Here is a 19,651-nt window from a genome sequence, read left to right on the forward strand (position 1 = left end):
ACCTGATTGATTTTGAGTGACTAAAATATATACATCAATTAAGTCGTTATGTTCTCATTCTGATGCTTCATCTAGTCTTGCCTCAAAAGTATCGCCGCTTGCTTAGCAAAATAAGTCAAAATTCCATCTGCGCCAGCACGCTTAAAAGCAATCAAAGATTCTAAAATTACCTCGTCTTCATTTAGCCAGCCATTAGCAAATGCCGCTTTGTGCATGGCGTATTCGCCACTGACTTGGTAGGCAAATGTGGGCACTTTGAATTCGTCCTTGCAGCGCCTGACTATATCTAGGTAGGGCATACCGGGTTTGACCATGACCATATCTGCACCTTCTTGCAAATCCAATGCAATTTCGCGCATCGCTTCGTCTGAATTGGCGGGATCCATTTGGTAATTCTTTTTATTGCCACCTTTAATGTTGCCGGCTGAACCGACTGCATCTCTAAAAGGTCCGTAATAACTAGAAGCATACTTAGCCGAATAAGCCATGATGCAGGTGTTTATAAAACCATGACTTTCTAAGGCTAGGCGAAGTGCCCCTACTCTGCCATCCATCATATCGGATGGGGCAACGATGTCAGCTCCGGCTTCTGCGTGAGACAGAGCTTGTTTAACTAATACTTCGATTGTTTCATCGTTTAACACATAACCTTGCTCGTCAATCAGGCCATCTTGGCCGTGAGAGGTAAAAGGGTCGAGCGCTACGTCTGTGATAACCGCAATGTTAGGTATCGCTTGTTTGATAGCGCGTACCGCTTTTTGTACCAATCCGTCTGGATTATAAGCTTCGCTGGCACATAATGATTTGACCTGCAGAGGCGTCACCGGAAAGAGTGCAATAGCAGGTATGCCAAGTTTAACAAGCTCATGAGCCTCTTTGACTAACAAGTCGATAGATAAACGTTCAACACCAGGCATAGAAGGGACTGCTTCTTTTTGATTTTCGCCTTCTAATACAAACATAGGATAGATTAAGTCACTGGCAGTCAGTTGGTTTTCAGCTACCAATCTGCGAGTGAAATCCTGGTTACGTAACCTGCGCATACGAGTCTTGGGAAATTGTTCTGTCATGATTAATCCTGCTGTTGAATATCGTTTAAATGGCTACCTTGTACATTATTACGGCCTGCATTTTTGGCTGCATATAGCTGTTTATCTGCCAAAGCTAAAAGAATATCTTCTGATTGATTCAAGCCAGCTATTGCGGTACCTATACCGGCACTAATAGTGATGTTTATGGATACACCTTCGGCTTGTACGTTGGTATTTTCTATTTGAGCTCTAAGACTTTCTGTCAAGACCAAAGCACCTTCTAAGTCTGTGCTGGGAAGAATAAGTGCAAACTCTTCACCACCGTAACGGCACACATCATCGCTGGGTCTTTTTAAGGCTTTTTTAAGAGTGCGCGCAACTGATTTTATACATTCGTCGCCGACTAAGTGTCCATATTGATCATTTACATTTTTGAAATGATCAATATCCATCATCACAACAGATAATTGGGTATGTTCACGTCGACTTCTTCGCACCTCAGCTTGATATTTTTTGTCGAAATAACTGCGATTACGGATCCCAGTTAATGCATCTAGAGTGTTTTTTTCTTGGAGTTCACGGTTTATATCAGATAATTCTCGAAGGGCAATTTCTAACTCTAAGGTACGCTCTTGTACTTTGTATTCAAGCTCTTCTGTTGCATTTTCTTGTAATGCTAACATGTCTTTTTGTGCGTGTTGAACTTGGCGCTCCTTGTTCAATAACTCTTCCTGATATTCCTGTAATGCTTGGCGTTGTTGATTGTGGCTTATAGCCAGAATGAACGCTAAAAACAACGTTTCTATGCCAGCACCTAACATCAATAAATAGTACGAGGGTAATTTAAAATTGAGTATGTTGAGTGTATCTAGACTTACCGTAAAACCACTTATAAATAGGACTGCCCAAGCTAAGGTATAATATCGAGCAATCGCTAAACCGTTTATCCATAACCAAATCGAGGTTGCAAAAATAAATATACCACTGGCAGATAACATCAATAGAAAAACTACAATAAAGACTTGTAGCGGTATGAACAAACTGATGATTAAACTGACTAAAAAAGTATAACCAGTAACATTGAGTATCTTACTTAGTCGTTTGCTATAGGCCCTGACATTGAGTAATAGATCACAAAATATAATGGATAACCACACCGTTAAGTTTGCAAAAATACCTACCGCATGTTGTTGTAACCAAGGTGAGTTAGGCCAAATATAGCGGTAACCTAAGCCTTGTAGTGCCGATAAGGTTAAGGCTAAAAAGATAACATAACCGGAATACACTAAAAAAGTAGGCGTACGTGTGGTGATAAAGAATAGTAGATTACTTAACCCCATTGCCAACATCAGGCCAAAAAACATTCCCTCGATTAAGTTGCTTTTACTGGTAAATGCTAAGTAATCTTTCTGTTGCCAGATATTTAAGGGTAATCGCATCGCCCCTTCAGAATGAGAAGTTATGTAGACTTCTAATGATTGGCCTGTTGTTGGTACTGGAAATAGAAAGTTTTCATGTTCAACGGTACGTTGCGAAAAAGTCAAAGTATCACCAGCTATATATTCTGCTAATATTTTGTTGTCTTGCACAAACCAAATATTAATGCTGTCCAATAACGAATTATCAACTTCTAATAGCCTAGATTGAACTGATTCGGTGTTTCTGAGTGTAAACCTAAACCAATGCAATTCGTCAGACATACCTAACGAGGCTCTGTTTTGGCTAAGTTGTTGCCAAATATTGTCTGTATTACTCAGGATATCTAAAATGGAATGGTGTTTTTTTGTATCAACCAAGTGCTCAACGTCTTGCACTACTGTATGGTTTGGGCGGATCGGACTGGAGAAATTAGCTACTGTAAAAACGGTTACAATACAAAAAAAACTGACGAGTATTAACAGCCAATTTTTGCCTAGAATTAGGTGAAATGGGTTACCCGGCATGTATGGTAGTTATGCTAGAAATATTAAATAATGCCTGGGTATTAGTTTGGCTCGCAAGTTGTAATGATTGCATATCAGTTGCCATTAAACGGGCTACTTCCTCAGCTACGAAAGGCAGGTAGGCGGGTTCGTTGTTGCCATTGTCTACCTTGCGGTTGTTAGCTAGCCCTTTAGGACGTAAATAAGGGGCATCGGTTTCCAATAAAACACGATTTAATGGAAGTGATTTAACCGCTTCCCGTAATGCTTGCCCACGTTTAAGGTCACATACCCAGCCGGTTATACCAATATACAAGTCTAAATCTAGGTAACGATTCATCTGTGCGCTATCGCCAGTGAAACAATGCACGACTCCACCTTTTAATGCATTGCGGTATTTAGTCAGCAATTTAATCTGCACTTCAAATGCGTCACGCTCATGCAAAAAAACTGGCAATCCTAAGTCACAAGCTAGTTTAAGTTGTTGTTCAAATGCAAAAGTTTGTTGTTCAGGTGTCGAAAAATTTCGGTTGAAATCTAAGCCACATTCGCCAATAGCGACTACACATTCAGACTCAGCTAAGGCTTTAAGTTCACTGATTGTTTGAACATTAAATTGGCTGGCGTCGTGGGGATGAACCCCAGCAGTAGTCGATAAGTGGTTGGGGTAATGTTGGGCTAACTGAATGGCTTGTTGGCTTTTGGCTATATTGGTGCCTGTAATAATGATATGGCTAACATCAGCGGCTAATGCTCTTTCAAACACGGGCTCAAAAAGAAGTCGTTTGTCAGTAAAGTTGACACCAATATCACACCAGGACATTAACCTATTTTACTCGCTTGGCACGAATTCGTTGGTTGGAATTCTCTTTGCCAATAAAAAAAGAACCCAATGCTCCACGCTCGATAATAACCATTTCATCTGCACTTAGTCTGAAACGAATACTATCTGTTTGACGCCATACTTGTGCATTTTCAAAGGTAATGATCAGTTCGCCGTAAGGTGCTTTTTGTATTTTGATTACTTTTGCTTTGAGCTGTTTGATTATACCTTCTGGGCGCTTTACATCTTCCTTCCCAAATGATGCTTGCTGCTGTTTGACAGAGTTAGCAATAACACCTGCTGGTCGTGGCTCAACAAAGGCAGGTGTATTTGGACGTTCTGACACTGCTAATACTTTATCGGGCTGAACTTTTGGTGCTACTTGGACCGTGCTGTCGACTCTTTCTAAGATGCTGTCTTTTAGCGAAACCTGGGGTTGCTTAGGTGGTTTACTTTTAGTGTCATTGGCCAATTTGTCGTAACAGACCAAACGTTGCAAACTATCGGTATTTTTTGCGCACATTGCTAATTCATCTAACAGTGAATTGGCGATGCTAATTGGGCTCACAAAAATGGCTAATAATGCACATTTACTTAGATAGTTCATAATTCATCCTGTGGTTCTTGTTCTTCTTTTTTCCGAGTGTAAATACCGCCAATTACAATACCAAACTCATATAAAATCCACATCGGTATGGCAAGGAGCGTTTGCGATATAATGTCGGGTGGTGTCAGCAGCATGCCAACTACAAACACGCCAACGATCACATAAGGGCGTTTTGCTCTTAACTTATCCGGTGTGGTTACGCCTGTCCAACACATTAACACTACTGCCACAGGTATTTCAAAAGCCAGCCCAAAAGCAAAGAAAATTTTAAGCACAAAGTTCAAGTAACTGCTGATATCAGTGTTTATCACCACGCCTTCAGGCGCCACGCTAGTGAAAAACGAAAATGCTAAAGGAAAGACTACGTAGTAGGCAAAAGCCATGCCTAAATAAAACAATAATGTACTCGAGAATAATAGTGGCGCCACTAAACGTTTCTCGTTCCTATATAAACCAGGCGCCACAAATCCCCAAATTTGGAAAAGCACCACTGGAATAGCAATAAAAAATGACAATACCATCGTCAGTTTAAAAGGGGCAAAGAAAGGGGAGGCCACATCGGTGGCAATCATTTGTGCGTTTTCTGGCAACGTGTCTAACAATGGCGTGGCTAACCAGTGGTATAAGTCTTGTGCAAAATAAACCAAGCATAGAAAGACTACAAACACACTGACAACTGCTTTTAATACACGGCCTCTGAGCTCAATTAAATGAGCAATTAAGCTATTCGGTTCAGCCATGTTAATTACTCTTTTGAATAGGGTTTTTGAACAGACTTGGCTGCATCGCGAAGTTCGTCAACAGATTTTTGTAGCTCCGGAGACAGATTTTTTAGATCTTGTTGTTCGGCTTTTTTTAAATTTTCATGTAATTCATGAATTTTGAACTGCTGTTCGACTTCTTGTCGAAAACCGCTGGCCATGCCTTTAATACTGCGCACCGTTTTCATAGTCGAGCGAATGGCACCGGGTAACCTTTCAGGACCCAATACCACTAAGCCTAATACAGCAATAATTAAAAGTTCGAAAAAACCAATATCAAACATTAGCTATTCTCTTTGTGTTCGCTCTTGGTTTGCTGGACCGTACTTTTTGTATTTTCAACATTCTCAGCGTTTTCAGTCGTTTTATCTTCGACCTTCTCTTTAGAAACGAAGTCAGCATCGGCATCTTTTTCCTTATCATCATCACTCATGGCTTTCTTAAAACCTTTCATCGCAGAGCCTAAATCACCACCTAAACCGCGTAGTTTTTTAGTGCCAAAAAGCAAGACTACGATAACTAATATAATCACCAACTGCATGGGGCTAATGCCAAACATAAAATACTCCTAAAGACTGTATGAGTTTCATTATACGTAGCTTATTAGAAAGGTCACTGGATTTGATAGCCAAATCTAGGTTGTTTGACTTTTAAACCACTAATTGCGTTAATCTAAGACATGTAAATGTCATTCGTTTGCCTATCAAATACCTACTTACAGATATTTGCGCCGAGAGAAGAAGTGTGAAAAAAGTTTTTTTATTCCTTGTCGGTATCGGTTTTCTTACAAACCTTAATGCTCAAAAGATACAACCAGAATATCCATGGTTAGACTCCATGCACCAGAGTATTGCCTCTTCAGTCAACTCCAGTGCTTTATGGTTTGATGACTTTTTTGCATTAGAAGAATTTGAAAAGCATGAGAAGGCTTATGGCGAAGCACGTATTAGATTGGGGTGGGAGCCAAGAAGTCGCAGCGTAAACGAGTTTGAGACGCGTTTTAAAATAAGAGTGAAATTACCCAACTTAAAAAATCGCGCCGATCTGGTGTTATCTGATTATGATGATGACCGACCCGATAACGACATCCAAGCGTCAGGTATTAATGACTTTGTAGAGCAGAATCGTTTCAGTCTTGCACTGCGGTGGCGAAGTAGCCCTGAGAGTGGGTTATCTCATCGAATCGGAGTAGGCCGTCGCTTGCAGGCTTTTGCAAAAAGTCGTTATCGCAACTCGCACACTTTGACTAATAAAACAATTTTACGCTGGGAAACGTCTGCTTATATGTACAGTGATGACGGGTTGGGGGCAGACTTTTCTTGGCAGTTAGGTTACAACGCCACTGACCATTCAATATTTAGGTTGAATAATCACTTTTATTTTAGAGACCGAACCAGCGATTGGCTTTGGCAACATAGCGTCCAAAAGCTCACTCAATTTGATGAAAAAAATGCCTTGATAGTAGGCTGTTATATTGAAGGAATAAGTCGACCAAATTATCGTTTAGAAGAATATTTGGTCAGCCTAAGATGGCGTAAAAACACCCTGAGAAAGTGGTTATTTTACGAAGTTGAGCCATTTATATTGTGGCGTCGGGATGAACAATTTTCAGCTTCTTATGGCATGGCTCTTCGAATAGAAGGTTTCTTTGGCAAGTAAAAAGGCTCGCTGGCGAACACAATATTTGTGAATTCGTTAAATAAAAACGAAGCCAGTGTATCCTTAGTTAAACAAATTCAGACGGTATTAACTGCGTTTTTTTCTAAAAGCAAAAAACCAGCAACCTAAGCCTAATAAATCGAAGCAGCCACTGGGCCACCAATTATCTTGATACATAGGCAAAATTGCACCAATGATAATAAAGGTTGTGCCCATTATCATCAGTAATGTGCTGGTATGCTGCTGTCTAAGTTGTTCTTGCTGCGCTTCGAACTGAAGCTTTTGTAGCTCAGGCAAGGTTTTAACTTGTTTCAACGTGTCATACACTAAGTCGGGTATTTCGGGTAATTTTTCAGACCAATAAGGTAAGTTAGTCGAAATCTTTTGATACATGGCTTTCAGGCCAATTTGTTCTTTCATCCAATTCTCTAAAAATGGTTTTGCCGTTTTCCACAAATCAAGTTGTGGGTACAATTGGCGACCTAAGCCTTCAATGTAAAGCAAGGTTTTCTGGAGTAGAACTAATTGTGGTTGTATCACCATATTAAAACGTCTGGCGGTGTTAAACAGTTGCAACAACACGTTACTAAATTCAATTTCCGCCAAGGGCTTTTGAAAAATGGGTTCGCAAACCTTGCGAATGGATGCTTCAAAATCATCTATATCAGTATCTGAAGGAACCCATCCAGAGTCGACGTGCAATTGCGCAACTTTTCGATAATTACGATTGAAAAAGGCGATAAAGTTTTCGGCCAAATAACGTTTGTCTTCGCTGTTTAGGGTGCCGACTATGCCAAAATCTATGGTGATATATTGGGGGTCGTTAGGATTAACTGTAGACACAAATATATTGCCGGGATGCATATCTGCATGAAAAAAACTATCACGGAATACCTGTGTGAAAAAAACTTCAACGCCACGCTCTGCTAACCTTTTCATATTGGTATTTCGGGCAACGAGTTGTTTTATATCAGAAATTGGGGTGCCGTAAATACGTTCCATTACCATCACGTTTTTATGACTGTAGTCACTATAAATGGTAGGAACATAAAGAGCCGTTGAATTTTCAAAATTGCGCTTGAATTGCATGCCATTTGCGGCTTCGTGGGTTAAGTCTAATTCATCAATAATAGTGCGTTCGTATTCCTTGACTACTTCAACTGGGCGTAAACGTTTGCCATCCGGTAACAGTTTTTGTAAGGCGCTTGCTGCTGTTCGCATAAGCTCAATATCAGATTGAATAGTCTGTTGAATATTCGGCCGAATGACTTTAACAACTACATCTTGGTTACCGTCTTTTAATTTTGCTGCATGCACTTGAGCAATGGACGCAGAAGCCAATGGTTTAGTTTCAAATTCACTAAACAGGTCGCTTAGTTTCTCTAATCCTAAAGATTGAAGGATAATTTGCTTAGCTAACTCAGGGTCAAATGGTTCGACTTGGTCTTGCAAAATAGACAGTTCGGTTGCGACCTCGGGTGGCAACAAATCTTTGCGAGTAGATAACATTTGACCAAATTTAATAAACACCGGGCCCAGGGTTTGCAAAGCTAACCTGACACGCGTTCCTTGGGATTTATCAGGATGTTTATTGCGAAGCCAAAAAAAACCAATACGGCCTAATTTCGCATACCAAGGTAACCATTTACCGGGAATAAGTTCGTCTAGCCCGTGTTGTAACATGACTTTGTTGATCTGATAAAAGCGTAGAATTCTCACGTTAGTTATTGAGTCCTGTATCGACTTTCTTAGCTTGTTCTAATAAAGCAATTTTGGCAGATAAACGCTCTGTGCTACTACGCAGGTCGCTCACACCTCGGCTAAATTCAATCATTTCGCTAGGTTTGACCGCAATTGAATCACTCTTAGTTAAATATTCTCCAAGTCCAATCACACCCTGTTCTATTTGTGTTTTAGCGGTATCAAATATTGTTCTCATGCTGCTAAACGTCTGATGGGCCACTACATCACCAGTGTAACGTGAAAGCTGTTCCTCCCAATCAACATCCAAATCTTTGAGTAATGCACTAAAGGTTTGTGCCACATAAATGTCACCGATCAGATTGAGCTGCTTTTTTTGGATAAGTTGAGTGAGCTGGCTACTATCCTTGAGCTTAGGTAATGTCTCTAAATTTAACTCAATCAAACAATCTACCGGTTCAGGCTCGGGCTCTGAATCATTATTTGGGGTCATAACAGTGCGCACATCAATTTGCTCAGAAAAACTGAACAATAGTGGCCACGGCAGTTCTTTGATCGTCACTTGCAACGCTTTTCCTGATAATTTTTTTAAGCGCTGTTGGCTATCATCATCGAGTTTTAGCAATTGATTCAATGCCAACTCGATCCCAGAGGTTACTAATTGGGCAAAAGGCATATTAAAACTTAAAGCCTCTGTGCAGTGCGACAATTCCGCCCGTTAAATTTTGATACGTTGTTTGTTCAAACCCCGCACTATCCATCATCGCTTTGAGCACTTCTTGCTCTGGGTGCATGCGAATAGATTCGGCTAAATATTGGTAACTGTCTGCGTCATTGGCTACAAGCTGCCCAATTTTAGGCAACAAATGAAATGAGTACATATCGTAAGCTTTATTTAACATCTCGTTAGTGGGTTTAGAAAACTCTAAAATCAATAAACGTCCGCCAGGTTTTAATACGCGATACATCGACGCCAAGGCTTTGTCTTTATCCGTGACATTTCTGAGTCCAAAAGCAATGGTGATAATATCAAAGCTATTATCTGGGAAGGGCAATGCTTCAGCATTCGCTTGTACATATTCTACATTACCAACTATGCCCTTATCTCGAAGTTTATCGCGGCCTACTTTAAGCATGGCATCATTGATATCAGCCAATACCACTTGGCCTGCCTCACCGACAATGCGCGAGAACTTAGCCGTCAAATCACCGGTACCACCGGCTAAATCTAATACCTTGTGTCCAGCACGCACACCACTACAATCAATGGTGTAACGTTTCCATAGACGATGCACACCCAAAGACATTAAGTCGTTCATAACGTCATATTTGGCAGCTACTGACTGAAATACTTCTTTAACCATATTCACTTTTTGACTGGTATCTACTTGTTTAAAACCAAAGTGTGTGGTGTGTTCATGTGGTGTATTGGTTTTAGGTGTTTCAGACGCGCTCATGAGTGCTCCTTGGAAATCAATTGCTGCTAGTTTACCCAATTAAAGCGTGCGCCAACAGTGAATGTTGTAGCTTTTTAAATGTGGTGGCTTGGATAACAAGAGTATTGGGAGGATATTGCTATATTAACCTCAGCCGATAATATTGTAATCGACTGAGGAGAGCGAGTACTTATAGTTAAAGTGTGCTAATTATTTTATCTAAACCCTGTTTGGATTTTTTCACTGCTTGCATAGAAGACAGGCCATCTGGATATTCTTCTTGTTCCAAAACTAACCAACGAGTACCTCCTACTTTAGCCTGAGTTTTAATTAACGTTGCCCAATCGTACTGGTCTTCTCCTAGAATAGGGCTTACACCTTGAGGAGTTCTATTCTTACCATGATAGTTACGTATTTTGAGATGAGTCGTTAATGTGCGTCCGGCGTAACGTTTAACGTATTCAATAGCATCTTTGTCAGCATAGTTTACCCAACCTACATCCAGCTGTAGCAATACATTTTGTGGGGTGTTTTTGGCAATATAATCCCAGAACGTCAAATCCTGATATGCGTCAAATTCTTTGTCGTGATTATGGTAACCAATCAACATGCCTTTTTTGGCAAGTTTGCTAGATAGTTCAGTTAACTCTGTGGTTAAACTCGCCACGTTATCAGCACTCCAAGCTCGACTATCCATAGGAATAATAACTAAGTCAATGCCCAGTTTTTTTAAGAAGTTGAGCGTCGGTTCTAATTCTTCGCCTCTTAGGCCATCAAAACTAACGTGCGCTCCACTGGCTTTTAAATCCAAAGAGGTTAAATACTCTTTTAAACCTTCTGGGTTATTAGAAAATTCACCAAAATTTCCAGCAAATTCTACACCTTGAAATCCCATATCCGAGATTTGTTGTAAGGTGCCTTTAAAATCTTTTTCAAGGGCATCTTTGACTGACCACAATTGCACACTCACAGGAGGGACTTTAACTTTTTCAGTTTCGTTACTTTGTGAGTTAGAACAAGCCGTTAGTCCGATTAAAGTCAGAGCTAAGTAGCAAGAAAGTAAAATTTTATTCATTTTTTCACCTTTGGTTAACGTAATTGTATGCAGAGCATATTTGTTTTCTAAAATTAATGAGACATTTTTGCTTCGTTGTTTTTGTCTTTAAGCGTGCCCTAAATGCAACTTAATCGCATATCTGATGCTTAGTCAGAATGTAGTTTATTGGCGGCATTTACGAAGTAGGTCTTTGAATAGCTTTTATTTCAGACTTATTAAAAACGTTTAGTTTTTTGCCTTGTTCGCCTAGGGTAATGGTTGTATCAGTTTCAGCATTGAACAAGCCACTTAACACGCTGCCGTCGTGAATTGTTAAATTGAAGGCACTGTAACCTGGAGCAATGGTGGCAATGGGATCAATCAGTGCTTGTAACAAATATTTTGCGGAGTGTTTTTCACCAAAGTAACTTAAATCAGGACTAACGTTTGAACCTTGACCATTGATTTGGTGACAACGCATATAATTAGTTGCGCCGTTGGTAAAAAATAAGTTACTGCCTAAATCATCTAGTGGTTGATTAATCCCGTCAGCGAATACCTCGGATGTATCGGCTTTGCCATCGTTATTGGTATATTCAATTAAAACGATTCGATATAACTCCGTCACGAGCAATCGCCCTTTTGAATCAAAATAAAAGTAGCTCGGGTTTTGAGTCAATGATGTATCAGCCCATACATCTACTTTTTTATCCTCTGCAATCGAAGATAAAGGACTCACCAAAAGACAGATGATGAGTAAAGTATTTAAACAATTCATTGTTAAATTTCTGTAAATATAACTTTAACAAGATGGTAGCTAAAAATTCAAAGGTTGAGTAGTTAGTATTCAGTTGCCAATGCAACAAATTCGGCGTTGTTTAAACTAGAAAATATTTCTAAATACTGGAGATAGAGAAATGGTATTTCAACTGATTCAAATGTAATTATCACCTACACTCTTAGAGATTATCATACTTAACTCTTGCAATGAGAGGCCGCTTTGTTGTTGCAGTTCGTTAAAGCATTGTTGAATGGCTGTGAGACTACGCTTAGACTGAACTGAGCCAGAAATAATATTACGTTTGGTAAAATAACCCACTATATCATTGGTAAGTAAAAAGGTATCTTTGCCTATTGTCCGCAGACCATAAGGACCAGTGTTACCACCGAGTCGTGCACCATGCTTTTTCAAATAAGCCCAAAGTCCGATGATATCTTCGCTTGGCCAATCTGCGACAAATTCGGCAAAATTTCCGTGCTCGCGAGCCACCGAATCCATCATTATGGCGTTGTCGCGAATGGTTTTGACCTTAGTGTAATTTCGAATAATGCTAGGGTCGGTGGCTTTTTGTTCGAGCATTTCATCAGGTAAGAGTAATATTTTTTCGATGTTAAAATCAAAAAACACACGTTCAAAATCAGGCCATTTATTTCTAACTACTCGCCACACAAAGCCAGATTGAAAAACCTTTTTACTAAACTCAGCTAAAAATCTGTCATCTCCAACTTTGCTAAGTGCTTTGTTCGACAGGGGTTTGTTTAAGCCCACAGCTAAAGAATTTGGGCCGCCTTTGCGTTCACAAGCTCGCTGATAAATGGCATTAAACTTTTCTAGGTTGTGCATATATGTTTACTCTAAATAATTGAAGTCGAAGCAAAGCCGCTGAATACCAAACCCAACGAGCATATAAGTAATGCAAAATTGGGTTGAGGGATCAAAAACAAAGCCGCAACAGATTCAATAGTAACGAGTAAATTAAGCTGCAATTCCTGAATGGCGTAATAAAGCATCAATTTCTGGCTCGCGTCCTCTGAAAGCCACAAACATTTCCATGGGCTCTTTACTTCCACCCATCTCTAAGATGTTAGTCAAGAAGTCACTGCCTGTTTGTTGATTAAAAATACCCTCTTCTTCAAACCGGCTAAATGCATCGGATGACAGCACTTCAGCCCATTTATAACTGTAATAACCCGCTGCGTATCCACCTGCAAAAATATGTCCAAAACTATTTTGAAAACGATTAAAACTAGGTGGGATAAGCACCGCTACTTGTTCGCGCACTTGGTTTAAAAATTGTTGTACATTCGTTTTTCCGGCAACAAAATTTTCGTGCAGGCTAAAATCAAACAGACTGAATTCTAACTGCCTAAGCATTTGCATGGCTGATTGAAAGTTTCGTGCAGCTAACATGTTGTCTAACAACGTTTGAGGCAGTGTTTTGCCTGTTTCGAAGTGCCCAGAAATAAAGTTCAAGGCTTCTGGTTCCCAGCACCAATTTTCTAAAAATTGACTGGGTAGTTCTACTGCATCCCAAGCAACGCCGTTGATGCCTGATACACCACCTACGTTTATTTTGGTTAACATATGGTGTAGACCATGGCCAAATTCATGGAATAGAGTGACCACTTCATCGTGGGTAAATAATGCAAGATTGTCGCCTACTGGACCATTAAAATTACAGGTTAGATAAGCCACTGGATATTGTTGACTGCCATCTACTTTTTGTCTGCGTACTTGGCATTCGTCCATCCAAGCACCGCCGCGCTTTTTCTCACGGGCAAATAAATCTAAATAGAAACTACCACGAAGCTCGCCTGTTTGGTCATGAATATCGTAAAAACGTACATCTTTGTGCCAAGTTTCAACATCGCTACGGGCAGTAATTGTCAAGTTGTATAAACGGGACACCACTTCAAATAATCCTTTTACTACCTTGTTTTCGGGAAAATAAGGGCGTAATTGTTCATCAGAGATTTTATAAGTTTGCTCTTTCAGTTTTTCGCTATAATAAGCAAAATCCCAAGCTTGCAATTCAGCTGCTTGATAGTGTTCGTTGGCAAAAGCTGTCAGTGTATCAATATCTTGTTGCGCTTGGGGTTTGGAGCGCTTGGCTAAATCTTGTAAGAAACCATTTACTTGTTCACCAGAATTAGCCATTTTACTGGTAAGTGAATAATCTGCAAAATGTTTAAAGCCTAATAACTGCGCTAGCTCTTGGCGTAAGGTTAAGGTTTCATTAATAATTTCTGTATTATCCCATTTACCAGCATTGGGTCCTTGGTCAGACGCTCGTGACGTATAAGCACGATACATTTCTTCACGTAACTCACTACTACTGGCGTGGGTCATAATTGGTAAATAGCTTGGGATGTCCAAAGTAAACAACCAACCTTCTAGCTCTTTGCTTTCGGCTAATTGTTTAGCTGCACCTAGTGCAGATTCGGGTAATCCAGATAATTCAGCTTGGTCAGTAATATGTTTTTGCCAACCTAAAGTGGCGTCCATCACATTATTACTGAAGGTCGAGCCTAAGTCAGACAAGCGACTTTTCACCTCTGCATAACGGGCTTTTTTGTTATCATCTAAAGCTACACCTGACAATTTGAAGTCGCGGATAGCTTGGGTAATCACTTTTTGTTGTGCTTCTGACAAGTCAGAAAATTCAGTGCTAGCTTTAATTTTGCAATAGGCGTTATAAAGCTTGGTGTTTTGACCTACCCAAGTGCCATATTCAGATAATGCAGGCAAACAAGCATCATGTGCTTCGCGCAATTCATCATTGCTAACCACAGAGTTCATGTGTGAAACCGGAGACCATTTGCGGCTCAGTTCGTCGTCTATTTCTTCAATGGGTGCCACTAGGCCATCCCAACTATATTGACCTGAATTCAGCACTTCAGTAATTATAGTTTTGCAGGCCTTGATGGCCTCTTCGATAGCAGGTTGAATATGCTCAGATTTAATAGCTGAGAATTGCGGTAAGCTAGATAGATCAGTAATTGGATTGGTCATAAAGTATTCTTCTCTGCTAGGGTATAACAAAGAAATTGGGTTGCATTAAGCAAATCTCAAGAGTCGACCGGCGGTTCCAGCAGATAATTTTAGCCGCGATGTAATTTAATCATAATAACTAGGTTCTTTTTGCATTCACAACACGTATCGAGTAGATAGATTGACTCAATTGAAAAATTGCAGTGTTATTTTTGTCTGATAAGCATTATCTTCGAGCGATTATCTTTAACTGAATATTTTAACTAGGCAGACTCATGGCAGATTTTGATTATATATGTATTGGTGGTGGCAGTGGCGGTATTGCATCGGCAAACCGCGCGGCTAAACATGGTAAGAAAGTAGCATTGGTAGAAGCTAACGCAATTGGCGGCACTTGTGTCAACGTGGGCTGCGTACCGAAAAAAGTGATGTGGTTTGGCGCACATGTTGCCGAGGCAATTAATCTTTATGCACCTGATTATGGTTTTGATGTCACCGTGAACAACTTCAGTTGGCAAACGTTAGTCAATAGCCGTGAAGCTTACATTAAGCGTATTCATGCAAGTTACGGTAGTGGTTTTGAAAAAAATGGTGTGACACTTATCAATGGTTTTGCGAAATTTGTTGATAAAAACACCATCGAAGTGAATGGTAAGCAGTATACCGCTAAGCATATTCTTATCGCCACAGGTGGTCGTCCTATTTTTCCTAACATTACTGGCTCCGAACTAGGCATTGATTCTGATGGTTTCTTCGACCTAATAGAGCAGCCGAAACGTGCAGTTGTGGTTGGCGCGGGTTATATCGCTGTAGAGCTGGCTGGTGTATTGCACGCATTAGGTACAAAAACTGATTTAGTGGTGCGTAAACATGCCCCACTTCGTGGCTTTGATACTATGTTGTCAGAGACCTTGGTGGAGCTTATGGCTCAAGATGGTCCTACGTTGCATACCCACGCCACACCCACTCAAGTGATCAAAAATGCAGATGGCTCTTTAACCATCGAATTTGCAAACGGTGAATCAATCGAAACTGATTGTGTGCTTTGGGCTATTGGCCGTGAGCCAGCAAACGATAAAATTGGCTTGGAAAATACCGGCGTTGAATTAAACGAAGGTGGATACGTTAAAGTCGATAAATTCCAAAATAGCAACGTCGATGGTATTTATGCAGTGGGCGATAACATCGGTTATGTTGAACTCACCCCAGTAGCAGTGAAATCTGGCCGTTTGTTGTCTGAACGTTTATTTAATGGCCAAACAGACGCTCATATGGACTACAGTTTAATTCCAACCGTCGTTTTCAGCCATCCACCTATCGGCACCATTGGTTTGACTGAAGCAGAAGCTAATGAGCAATACGGTGAAGATAACATCACTGTGTATAATTCAGGTTTTGCTGCAATGTATACAGCCGTTACTAAGCACCGTCAAATGACTCGTATGAAGTTGATTTGTGCAGGCGAAGAGCAAAAAGTAGTTGGCTTGCATGGCATAGGCGCAGGCATGGATGAAATACTCCAAGGCTTTGGTGTGGCTATGAAAATGGGTGCCACTAAAGCTGATTTTGATTCTTGTGTAGCGATACATCCTACTTCTGGTGAGGAGTTTGTGACTCTAAATTAGGGGCAGAGTTTTGTATCTTAAAAGCTTTAATGTGAGTAAATAAAGAGGAGCCTGAAAATATTGTTGCGGTATTTTCAGGCTTTTTCAATTCTATCTAACCTTGCATACTCTCCAAGGTTTTGCCTTTTGTTTCCTTGACCATTTTTATAACGAAGATCACTGATAACAACGCGCACAACGCATAAAATCCATAAGCACTGGCCAACCCTATGGTAGTCAGCATAACTGGGAACATCATAGTAATCGCAAAATTAGCTATCCACTGAGCAAATCCTGCTACAGCCAAACCCGAGCCACGTATTTGATTGGGGAACATTTCACCCAGCAATACCCACATAACGGGACCCCATGACAAGTTAAAGAAAAACACATAGGCATTGGCTGCGACCAAAGCTAAAGTGCCGTTTTCACCTAATATTAGATTACCATTTTCCGCTACATCTGCATTGGCGAACACCCAGACAAGAGTTAGCAAGGTAATACTCATGCCTATTGAACCGAAGATCAAAAATGGACGCCTTCCAAGCTTGTCGATCAAGCTAATGGTTATGATGCAAGCAATAATACTCACAGCACCAACAATCACATTGATCATCAGAGAGTCAGATTCAGAAAATCCTACGGCTTGCCATAATACCGCACCATAATAAAACACCACATTAATGCCAACTAATTGCTGAAACATGGCCAAACCGATTCCCACCCAAACAATGGTCCTGACTTTTCCACCTGATACTAAGTCAGATAATTTGGGTTGATGGCTTTCTGATGCAATAGATTGTTCAATATCGCTCAATGTGAACTTTGCTTGGTTAGCCCCATAAAGTTTTGTAAGTGTGTCTAATGCTTTTTGGCGTTTACCTTTTATCACTAAAAAGCGTGGGCTTTCTGGGATGGTCAATAAAGATAAAAAGAAAATGACTGCCGGCACAAGTTCAACCCAAAACATCCAACGCCAAGTTTGATAATCAAGCCAAAAAACTTCTGTAGAGCCGCCAGCTGCATTAGCCAGTAGATAGTTGCTGATAAATGAGCAAAATAAGCCAAATATTATGGCTATTTGCTGAATAGTGGCGAGTCGACCGCGCATTCTGGGAGGCGCGATTTCGGCTATATATGCGGGGGCCATCACAGAAGCAGCACCAACGGCAAGACCGCCAACAATGCGATAGAAAATAAACTCTGCAGAGCTTTGTGCGATCCCAGAGCCCCAAGCACTAAAGATGAAAAACACTGCAGCAATAATAAGTAAACCTTTGCGGCCAAGCCAATCGGCTAATGTACCAGCGGCAAATGCACCTACCGCGCAGCCCAATAACATACTGGCGACATTGAATCCTTGACCGATAGATTCTGATTCAAACGTTTTTGTCAGTCCATCGACTGTGCCATTTATGACGCCACTGTCAAAGCCGAATAAAAATCCGCCAATGGTGGCTACCGTACTTATAATAATAATAAAAAGTAGGTTTTCTTTTTGAGAAGGGTTGTTCATCTTTGAATTTCACTTTTCTAGGGTTTATAGAATGCCATGCAACAACACTTGGCTGTTACTCGACACATAGAATGGGGGATTCGATTTACTCGGTCAGGGGCTTTTTACTCAGTCTTATCTTGTTGGAACTCATTTTTTTGAAGACCACATTAAAGTTACTTTCCAAAGCGGCTAATAAGCCACTGATGTCAGACGTTTTGAAGAGTCCAGCAATCTGGAGACTCTTAGTATCTTCATCGCCAAAATCAAACTGATAGTTGGTGTAACGAGACACTTCTTGCATGGCATCAAACAGACTTTCACCACGAAAAATCAGGTTGCCTTGTTGCCAAGCTAAATCAGAGGCAAGTTTTCCTTTATCACTACCAATGATGCTGGTATTACTTGCCTTGAGTTGAGCTTTTTGTCCTTTGTTGACGGCAAATGATTTAGGAGATAAATACACATTTTTTAGTTTGAGAGGCTCCACAGTCTGGCTGTTTATATCTGATACTAAGACCTTTCCATCAGTCACAATCAATTCAACTTGTTGACTGCCAAGTTCGACATTAAAAGAAGTACCTACCGCTTGGATGATACTGGTGCCGGCATACACACTTAAGGGTTTACGCTTGTTATGGGCCACTACCACATGCATTTCCCCCCGTAATAATTCGAACACACGCTGCTTGTCGGTGTAAGTCACTCTGACTAAGCTGTTAGTGTTTAATTTTATTCTGGTCTTATCCTGTAAAAAGAAAGTGGATTGCTCACCAATTTTAGTTTCATAGTCGCTATTGAACTGCACAACTTGTATTGTGTTTTGTCCAAGTAAAATATCTGCATTTAGCCATAAGCTCACAGAAATGAGCGATGCAAAAATGAAACTCGCAGCCCATGCAAAAATAGATATTTTGTTGCTGGGTAAACGTTGAGGTTTGTGAGGAAATAATTCACTGAGCTGAGACAGTGACTCCATTTTGTCCCATAATTTTACTAACTACATGAAGGTGTCGACATGAGTTTGAGAAGCCTGTAACCAGACTTTTAGAGCAACCTGTTCTTGTTCAGATAAACCCCTGTCTAATCGAGTAATCCATAAGCTCGCCTCATCCATAGGGTCTTTATTCAATTCAATTACATTACTCATTTTAGACCCCCTTGATATTTGCTGTAGATCCAGACTGACTTGTTCTCACATCTGTTTGACCGAATTCCAGCATATAACTGGCACATCGTTTAAACCCTATTGCGATATGTTTTTCTATCGTGCTCTCACTTAACTTCATTTCTTTCGCTATTTCTTTCTGAGAATATCCATATACTTTTTTTAATACAAAAACCCGTCTGCATTGAACTGGGAGTTGACGAACAGCCTCAGAAAAATGGGCAAATTCTTCGCTACTTGCGATACTTTCATACACTTCATCATGTACCAGCGCTTCGACATCAAAATCAGAATCAGTTTCCACTCCATCGGCTAGTCGTGTTTCTGCTTTTTTCAGGTGATCGTATGCTAAATTCCTTGCTGTTTTCATTAGAAACGACTTGGGTTGTTCAACAGACTCGCGTTTATCCATTTGACAAATTCGCACGTATGTTTCTTGAACTATATCTTCAATTTCTTTAGGGGGAACTATGCGTGACACCATACGTGCCATGCTGTCCCTTGCAGCCATAAAAATGGGATGCCAAGATGTATGCGATGCTGATTTTGTTTGCATTTTTATACGCTATGCTTGCCTATATTGAGATTGCTCTGTGTATTAGACGATTACCAACCATTATTCCGCCAGTTGAATAA

Annotated in this window: 20 protein-coding genes; 2 read left to right on the forward strand and 18 right to left on the reverse strand. The window is 40.4% G+C overall.

The features are described from left to right. Positions 1 to 71 precede the first annotated feature (71 nt). From hemB to tatA, 7 genes are read right to left on the reverse strand one after another with little or no spacing between them, the layout of a single operon-like run. Positions 72 to 1,070, reverse strand: coding sequence for a porphobilinogen synthase (hemB, locus tag C427_RS00720; RefSeq protein ID WP_007638124.1), 999 nt, complete (start codon positions 1,068 to 1,070; stop codon positions 72 to 74). Positions 1,071 to 1,072: 2 nt separating this feature from the next. After that, on the reverse strand, positions 1,073 to 2,974 hold the full coding sequence (locus tag C427_RS00725) for a sensor domain-containing diguanylate cyclase (protein ID WP_007638125.1): 1,902 nt from the start codon (positions 2,972 to 2,974) through the stop codon (positions 1,073 to 1,075). After that, complete coding sequence (locus C427_RS00730) at positions 2,964 to 3,776, reverse strand: TatD family hydrolase (protein WP_007638126.1); 813 nt, start codon at positions 3,774 to 3,776, stop codon at positions 2,964 to 2,966. Before C427_RS00730 ends, C427_RS00725 begins: the two co-directional genes overlap by 11 nt. 4 nt (positions 3,777 to 3,780) lie before the next feature. After that, entirely contained in the window at positions 3,781 to 4,383 is a 603-nt protein-coding gene (locus C427_RS00735) for a hypothetical protein (protein WP_007638127.1), read from the reverse strand. After that, entirely contained in the window at positions 4,380 to 5,123 is a 744-nt protein-coding gene (gene tatC / locus C427_RS00740; RefSeq protein WP_007638128.1) for a twin-arginine translocase subunit TatC, read from the reverse strand. The genes C427_RS00735 and tatC overlap by 4 nt, the downstream gene beginning before the upstream one ends. 5 nt (positions 5,124 to 5,128) lie before the next feature. Further along, positions 5,129 to 5,428, reverse strand: coding sequence for a Sec-independent protein translocase protein TatB (tatB, locus tag C427_RS00745; protein WP_007638130.1), 300 nt, complete (start codon positions 5,426 to 5,428; stop codon positions 5,129 to 5,131). After that, positions 5,428 to 5,703, reverse strand: a complete 276-nt coding sequence (tatA, locus tag C427_RS00750) for a twin-arginine translocase TatA/TatE family subunit (RefSeq protein ID WP_007638131.1) — start codon at positions 5,701 to 5,703, stop codon at positions 5,428 to 5,430. Before tatA ends, tatB begins: the two co-directional genes overlap by 1 nt. A 185-nt stretch (positions 5,704 to 5,888) precedes the next feature. Between tatA and C427_RS00755 the strand changes: the two genes are divergently transcribed. After that, positions 5,889 to 6,803 carry a hypothetical protein gene (locus tag C427_RS00755; protein ID WP_226991148.1) on the forward strand — a complete coding sequence of 305 codons (915 nt, stop codon included), beginning with the start codon at positions 5,889 to 5,891 and terminating at the stop codon, positions 6,801 to 6,803. Positions 6,804 to 6,890: 87 nt separating this feature from the next. Here C427_RS00755 and ubiB read toward each other — a convergent pair whose 3' ends face one another. From ubiB to prlC, 7 genes are all read right to left on the reverse strand, one after another. Continuing rightward, positions 6,891 to 8,522, reverse strand: a complete 1,632-nt coding sequence (ubiB, locus tag C427_RS00760) for a ubiquinone biosynthesis regulatory protein kinase UbiB (protein WP_015430261.1) — start codon at positions 8,520 to 8,522, stop codon at positions 6,891 to 6,893. A gap of 1 nt (position 8,523) precedes the next feature. Then, positions 8,524 to 9,180, reverse strand: a complete 657-nt coding sequence (locus C427_RS00765; protein ID WP_007638134.1) for a ubiquinone biosynthesis accessory factor UbiJ — start codon at positions 9,178 to 9,180, stop codon at positions 8,524 to 8,526. Position 9,181: 1 nt separating this feature from the next. Next, on the reverse strand, positions 9,182 to 9,961 hold the full coding sequence (gene ubiE / locus C427_RS00770; RefSeq protein WP_007638135.1) for a bifunctional demethylmenaquinone methyltransferase/2-methoxy-6-polyprenyl-1,4-benzoquinol methylase UbiE: 780 nt from the start codon (positions 9,959 to 9,961) through the stop codon (positions 9,182 to 9,184). Positions 9,962 to 10,136: 175 nt separating this feature from the next. Further along, complete coding sequence (locus C427_RS00775; RefSeq protein WP_007638136.1) at positions 10,137 to 11,015, reverse strand: sugar phosphate isomerase/epimerase family protein; 879 nt, start codon at positions 11,013 to 11,015, stop codon at positions 10,137 to 10,139. Between the two features lie 157 nt (positions 11,016 to 11,172). Next, positions 11,173 to 11,754: a hypothetical protein gene (locus tag C427_RS00780; RefSeq protein ID WP_007638141.1), complete on the reverse strand. Its 582-nt coding sequence runs from the start codon at positions 11,752 to 11,754 to the stop codon at positions 11,173 to 11,175. A 156-nt stretch (positions 11,755 to 11,910) separates the two neighbouring features. Continuing rightward, positions 11,911 to 12,600 carry a DNA-3-methyladenine glycosylase I gene (locus C427_RS00785; RefSeq protein WP_007638142.1) on the reverse strand — a complete coding sequence of 230 codons (690 nt, stop codon included), beginning with the start codon at positions 12,598 to 12,600 and terminating at the stop codon, positions 11,911 to 11,913. A 132-nt stretch (positions 12,601 to 12,732) separates the two neighbouring features. Further along, positions 12,733 to 14,769, reverse strand: a complete 2,037-nt coding sequence (prlC, locus tag C427_RS00790; RefSeq protein WP_007638144.1) for an oligopeptidase A — start codon at positions 14,767 to 14,769, stop codon at positions 12,733 to 12,735. Between the two features lie 254 nt (positions 14,770 to 15,023). Here prlC and gorA point away from each other — a divergent pair, with 254 nt between their 5' ends. Beyond that, positions 15,024 to 16,373: a glutathione-disulfide reductase gene (gorA, locus tag C427_RS00795; RefSeq protein WP_007638145.1), complete on the forward strand. Its 1,350-nt coding sequence runs from the start codon at positions 15,024 to 15,026 to the stop codon at positions 16,371 to 16,373. Between the two features lie 94 nt (positions 16,374 to 16,467). Here gorA and C427_RS00800 read toward each other — a convergent pair whose 3' ends face one another. The 4 genes from C427_RS00800 to C427_RS00810 form a co-directional block, all read right to left on the reverse strand. Next, positions 16,468 to 17,868: a sugar porter family MFS transporter gene (locus C427_RS00800; RefSeq protein WP_007638147.1), complete on the reverse strand. Its 1,401-nt coding sequence runs from the start codon at positions 17,866 to 17,868 to the stop codon at positions 16,468 to 16,470. 85 nt (positions 17,869 to 17,953) lie between these two features. Then, positions 17,954 to 18,826: a FecR family protein gene (locus C427_RS00805; RefSeq protein WP_007638149.1), complete on the reverse strand. Its 873-nt coding sequence runs from the start codon at positions 18,824 to 18,826 to the stop codon at positions 17,954 to 17,956. 21 nt (positions 18,827 to 18,847) lie between these two features. After that, positions 18,848 to 18,997: a DUF4880 domain-containing protein gene (locus C427_RS24340; protein WP_007638150.1), complete on the reverse strand. Its 150-nt coding sequence runs from the start codon at positions 18,995 to 18,997 to the stop codon at positions 18,848 to 18,850. Position 18,998: 1 nt separating this feature from the next. Continuing rightward, on the reverse strand, positions 18,999 to 19,571 hold the full coding sequence (locus C427_RS00810; protein WP_007638151.1) for an RNA polymerase sigma factor: 573 nt from the start codon (positions 19,569 to 19,571) through the stop codon (positions 18,999 to 19,001). Between the last annotated feature and the right edge of the window lie 80 nt (positions 19,572 to 19,651).

It is taken from the genome of Paraglaciecola psychrophila 170, assembly GCF_000347635.1.
In the GTDB taxonomy this organism is placed as follows: domain Bacteria; phylum Pseudomonadota; class Gammaproteobacteria; order Enterobacterales; family Alteromonadaceae; genus Paraglaciecola; species Paraglaciecola psychrophila.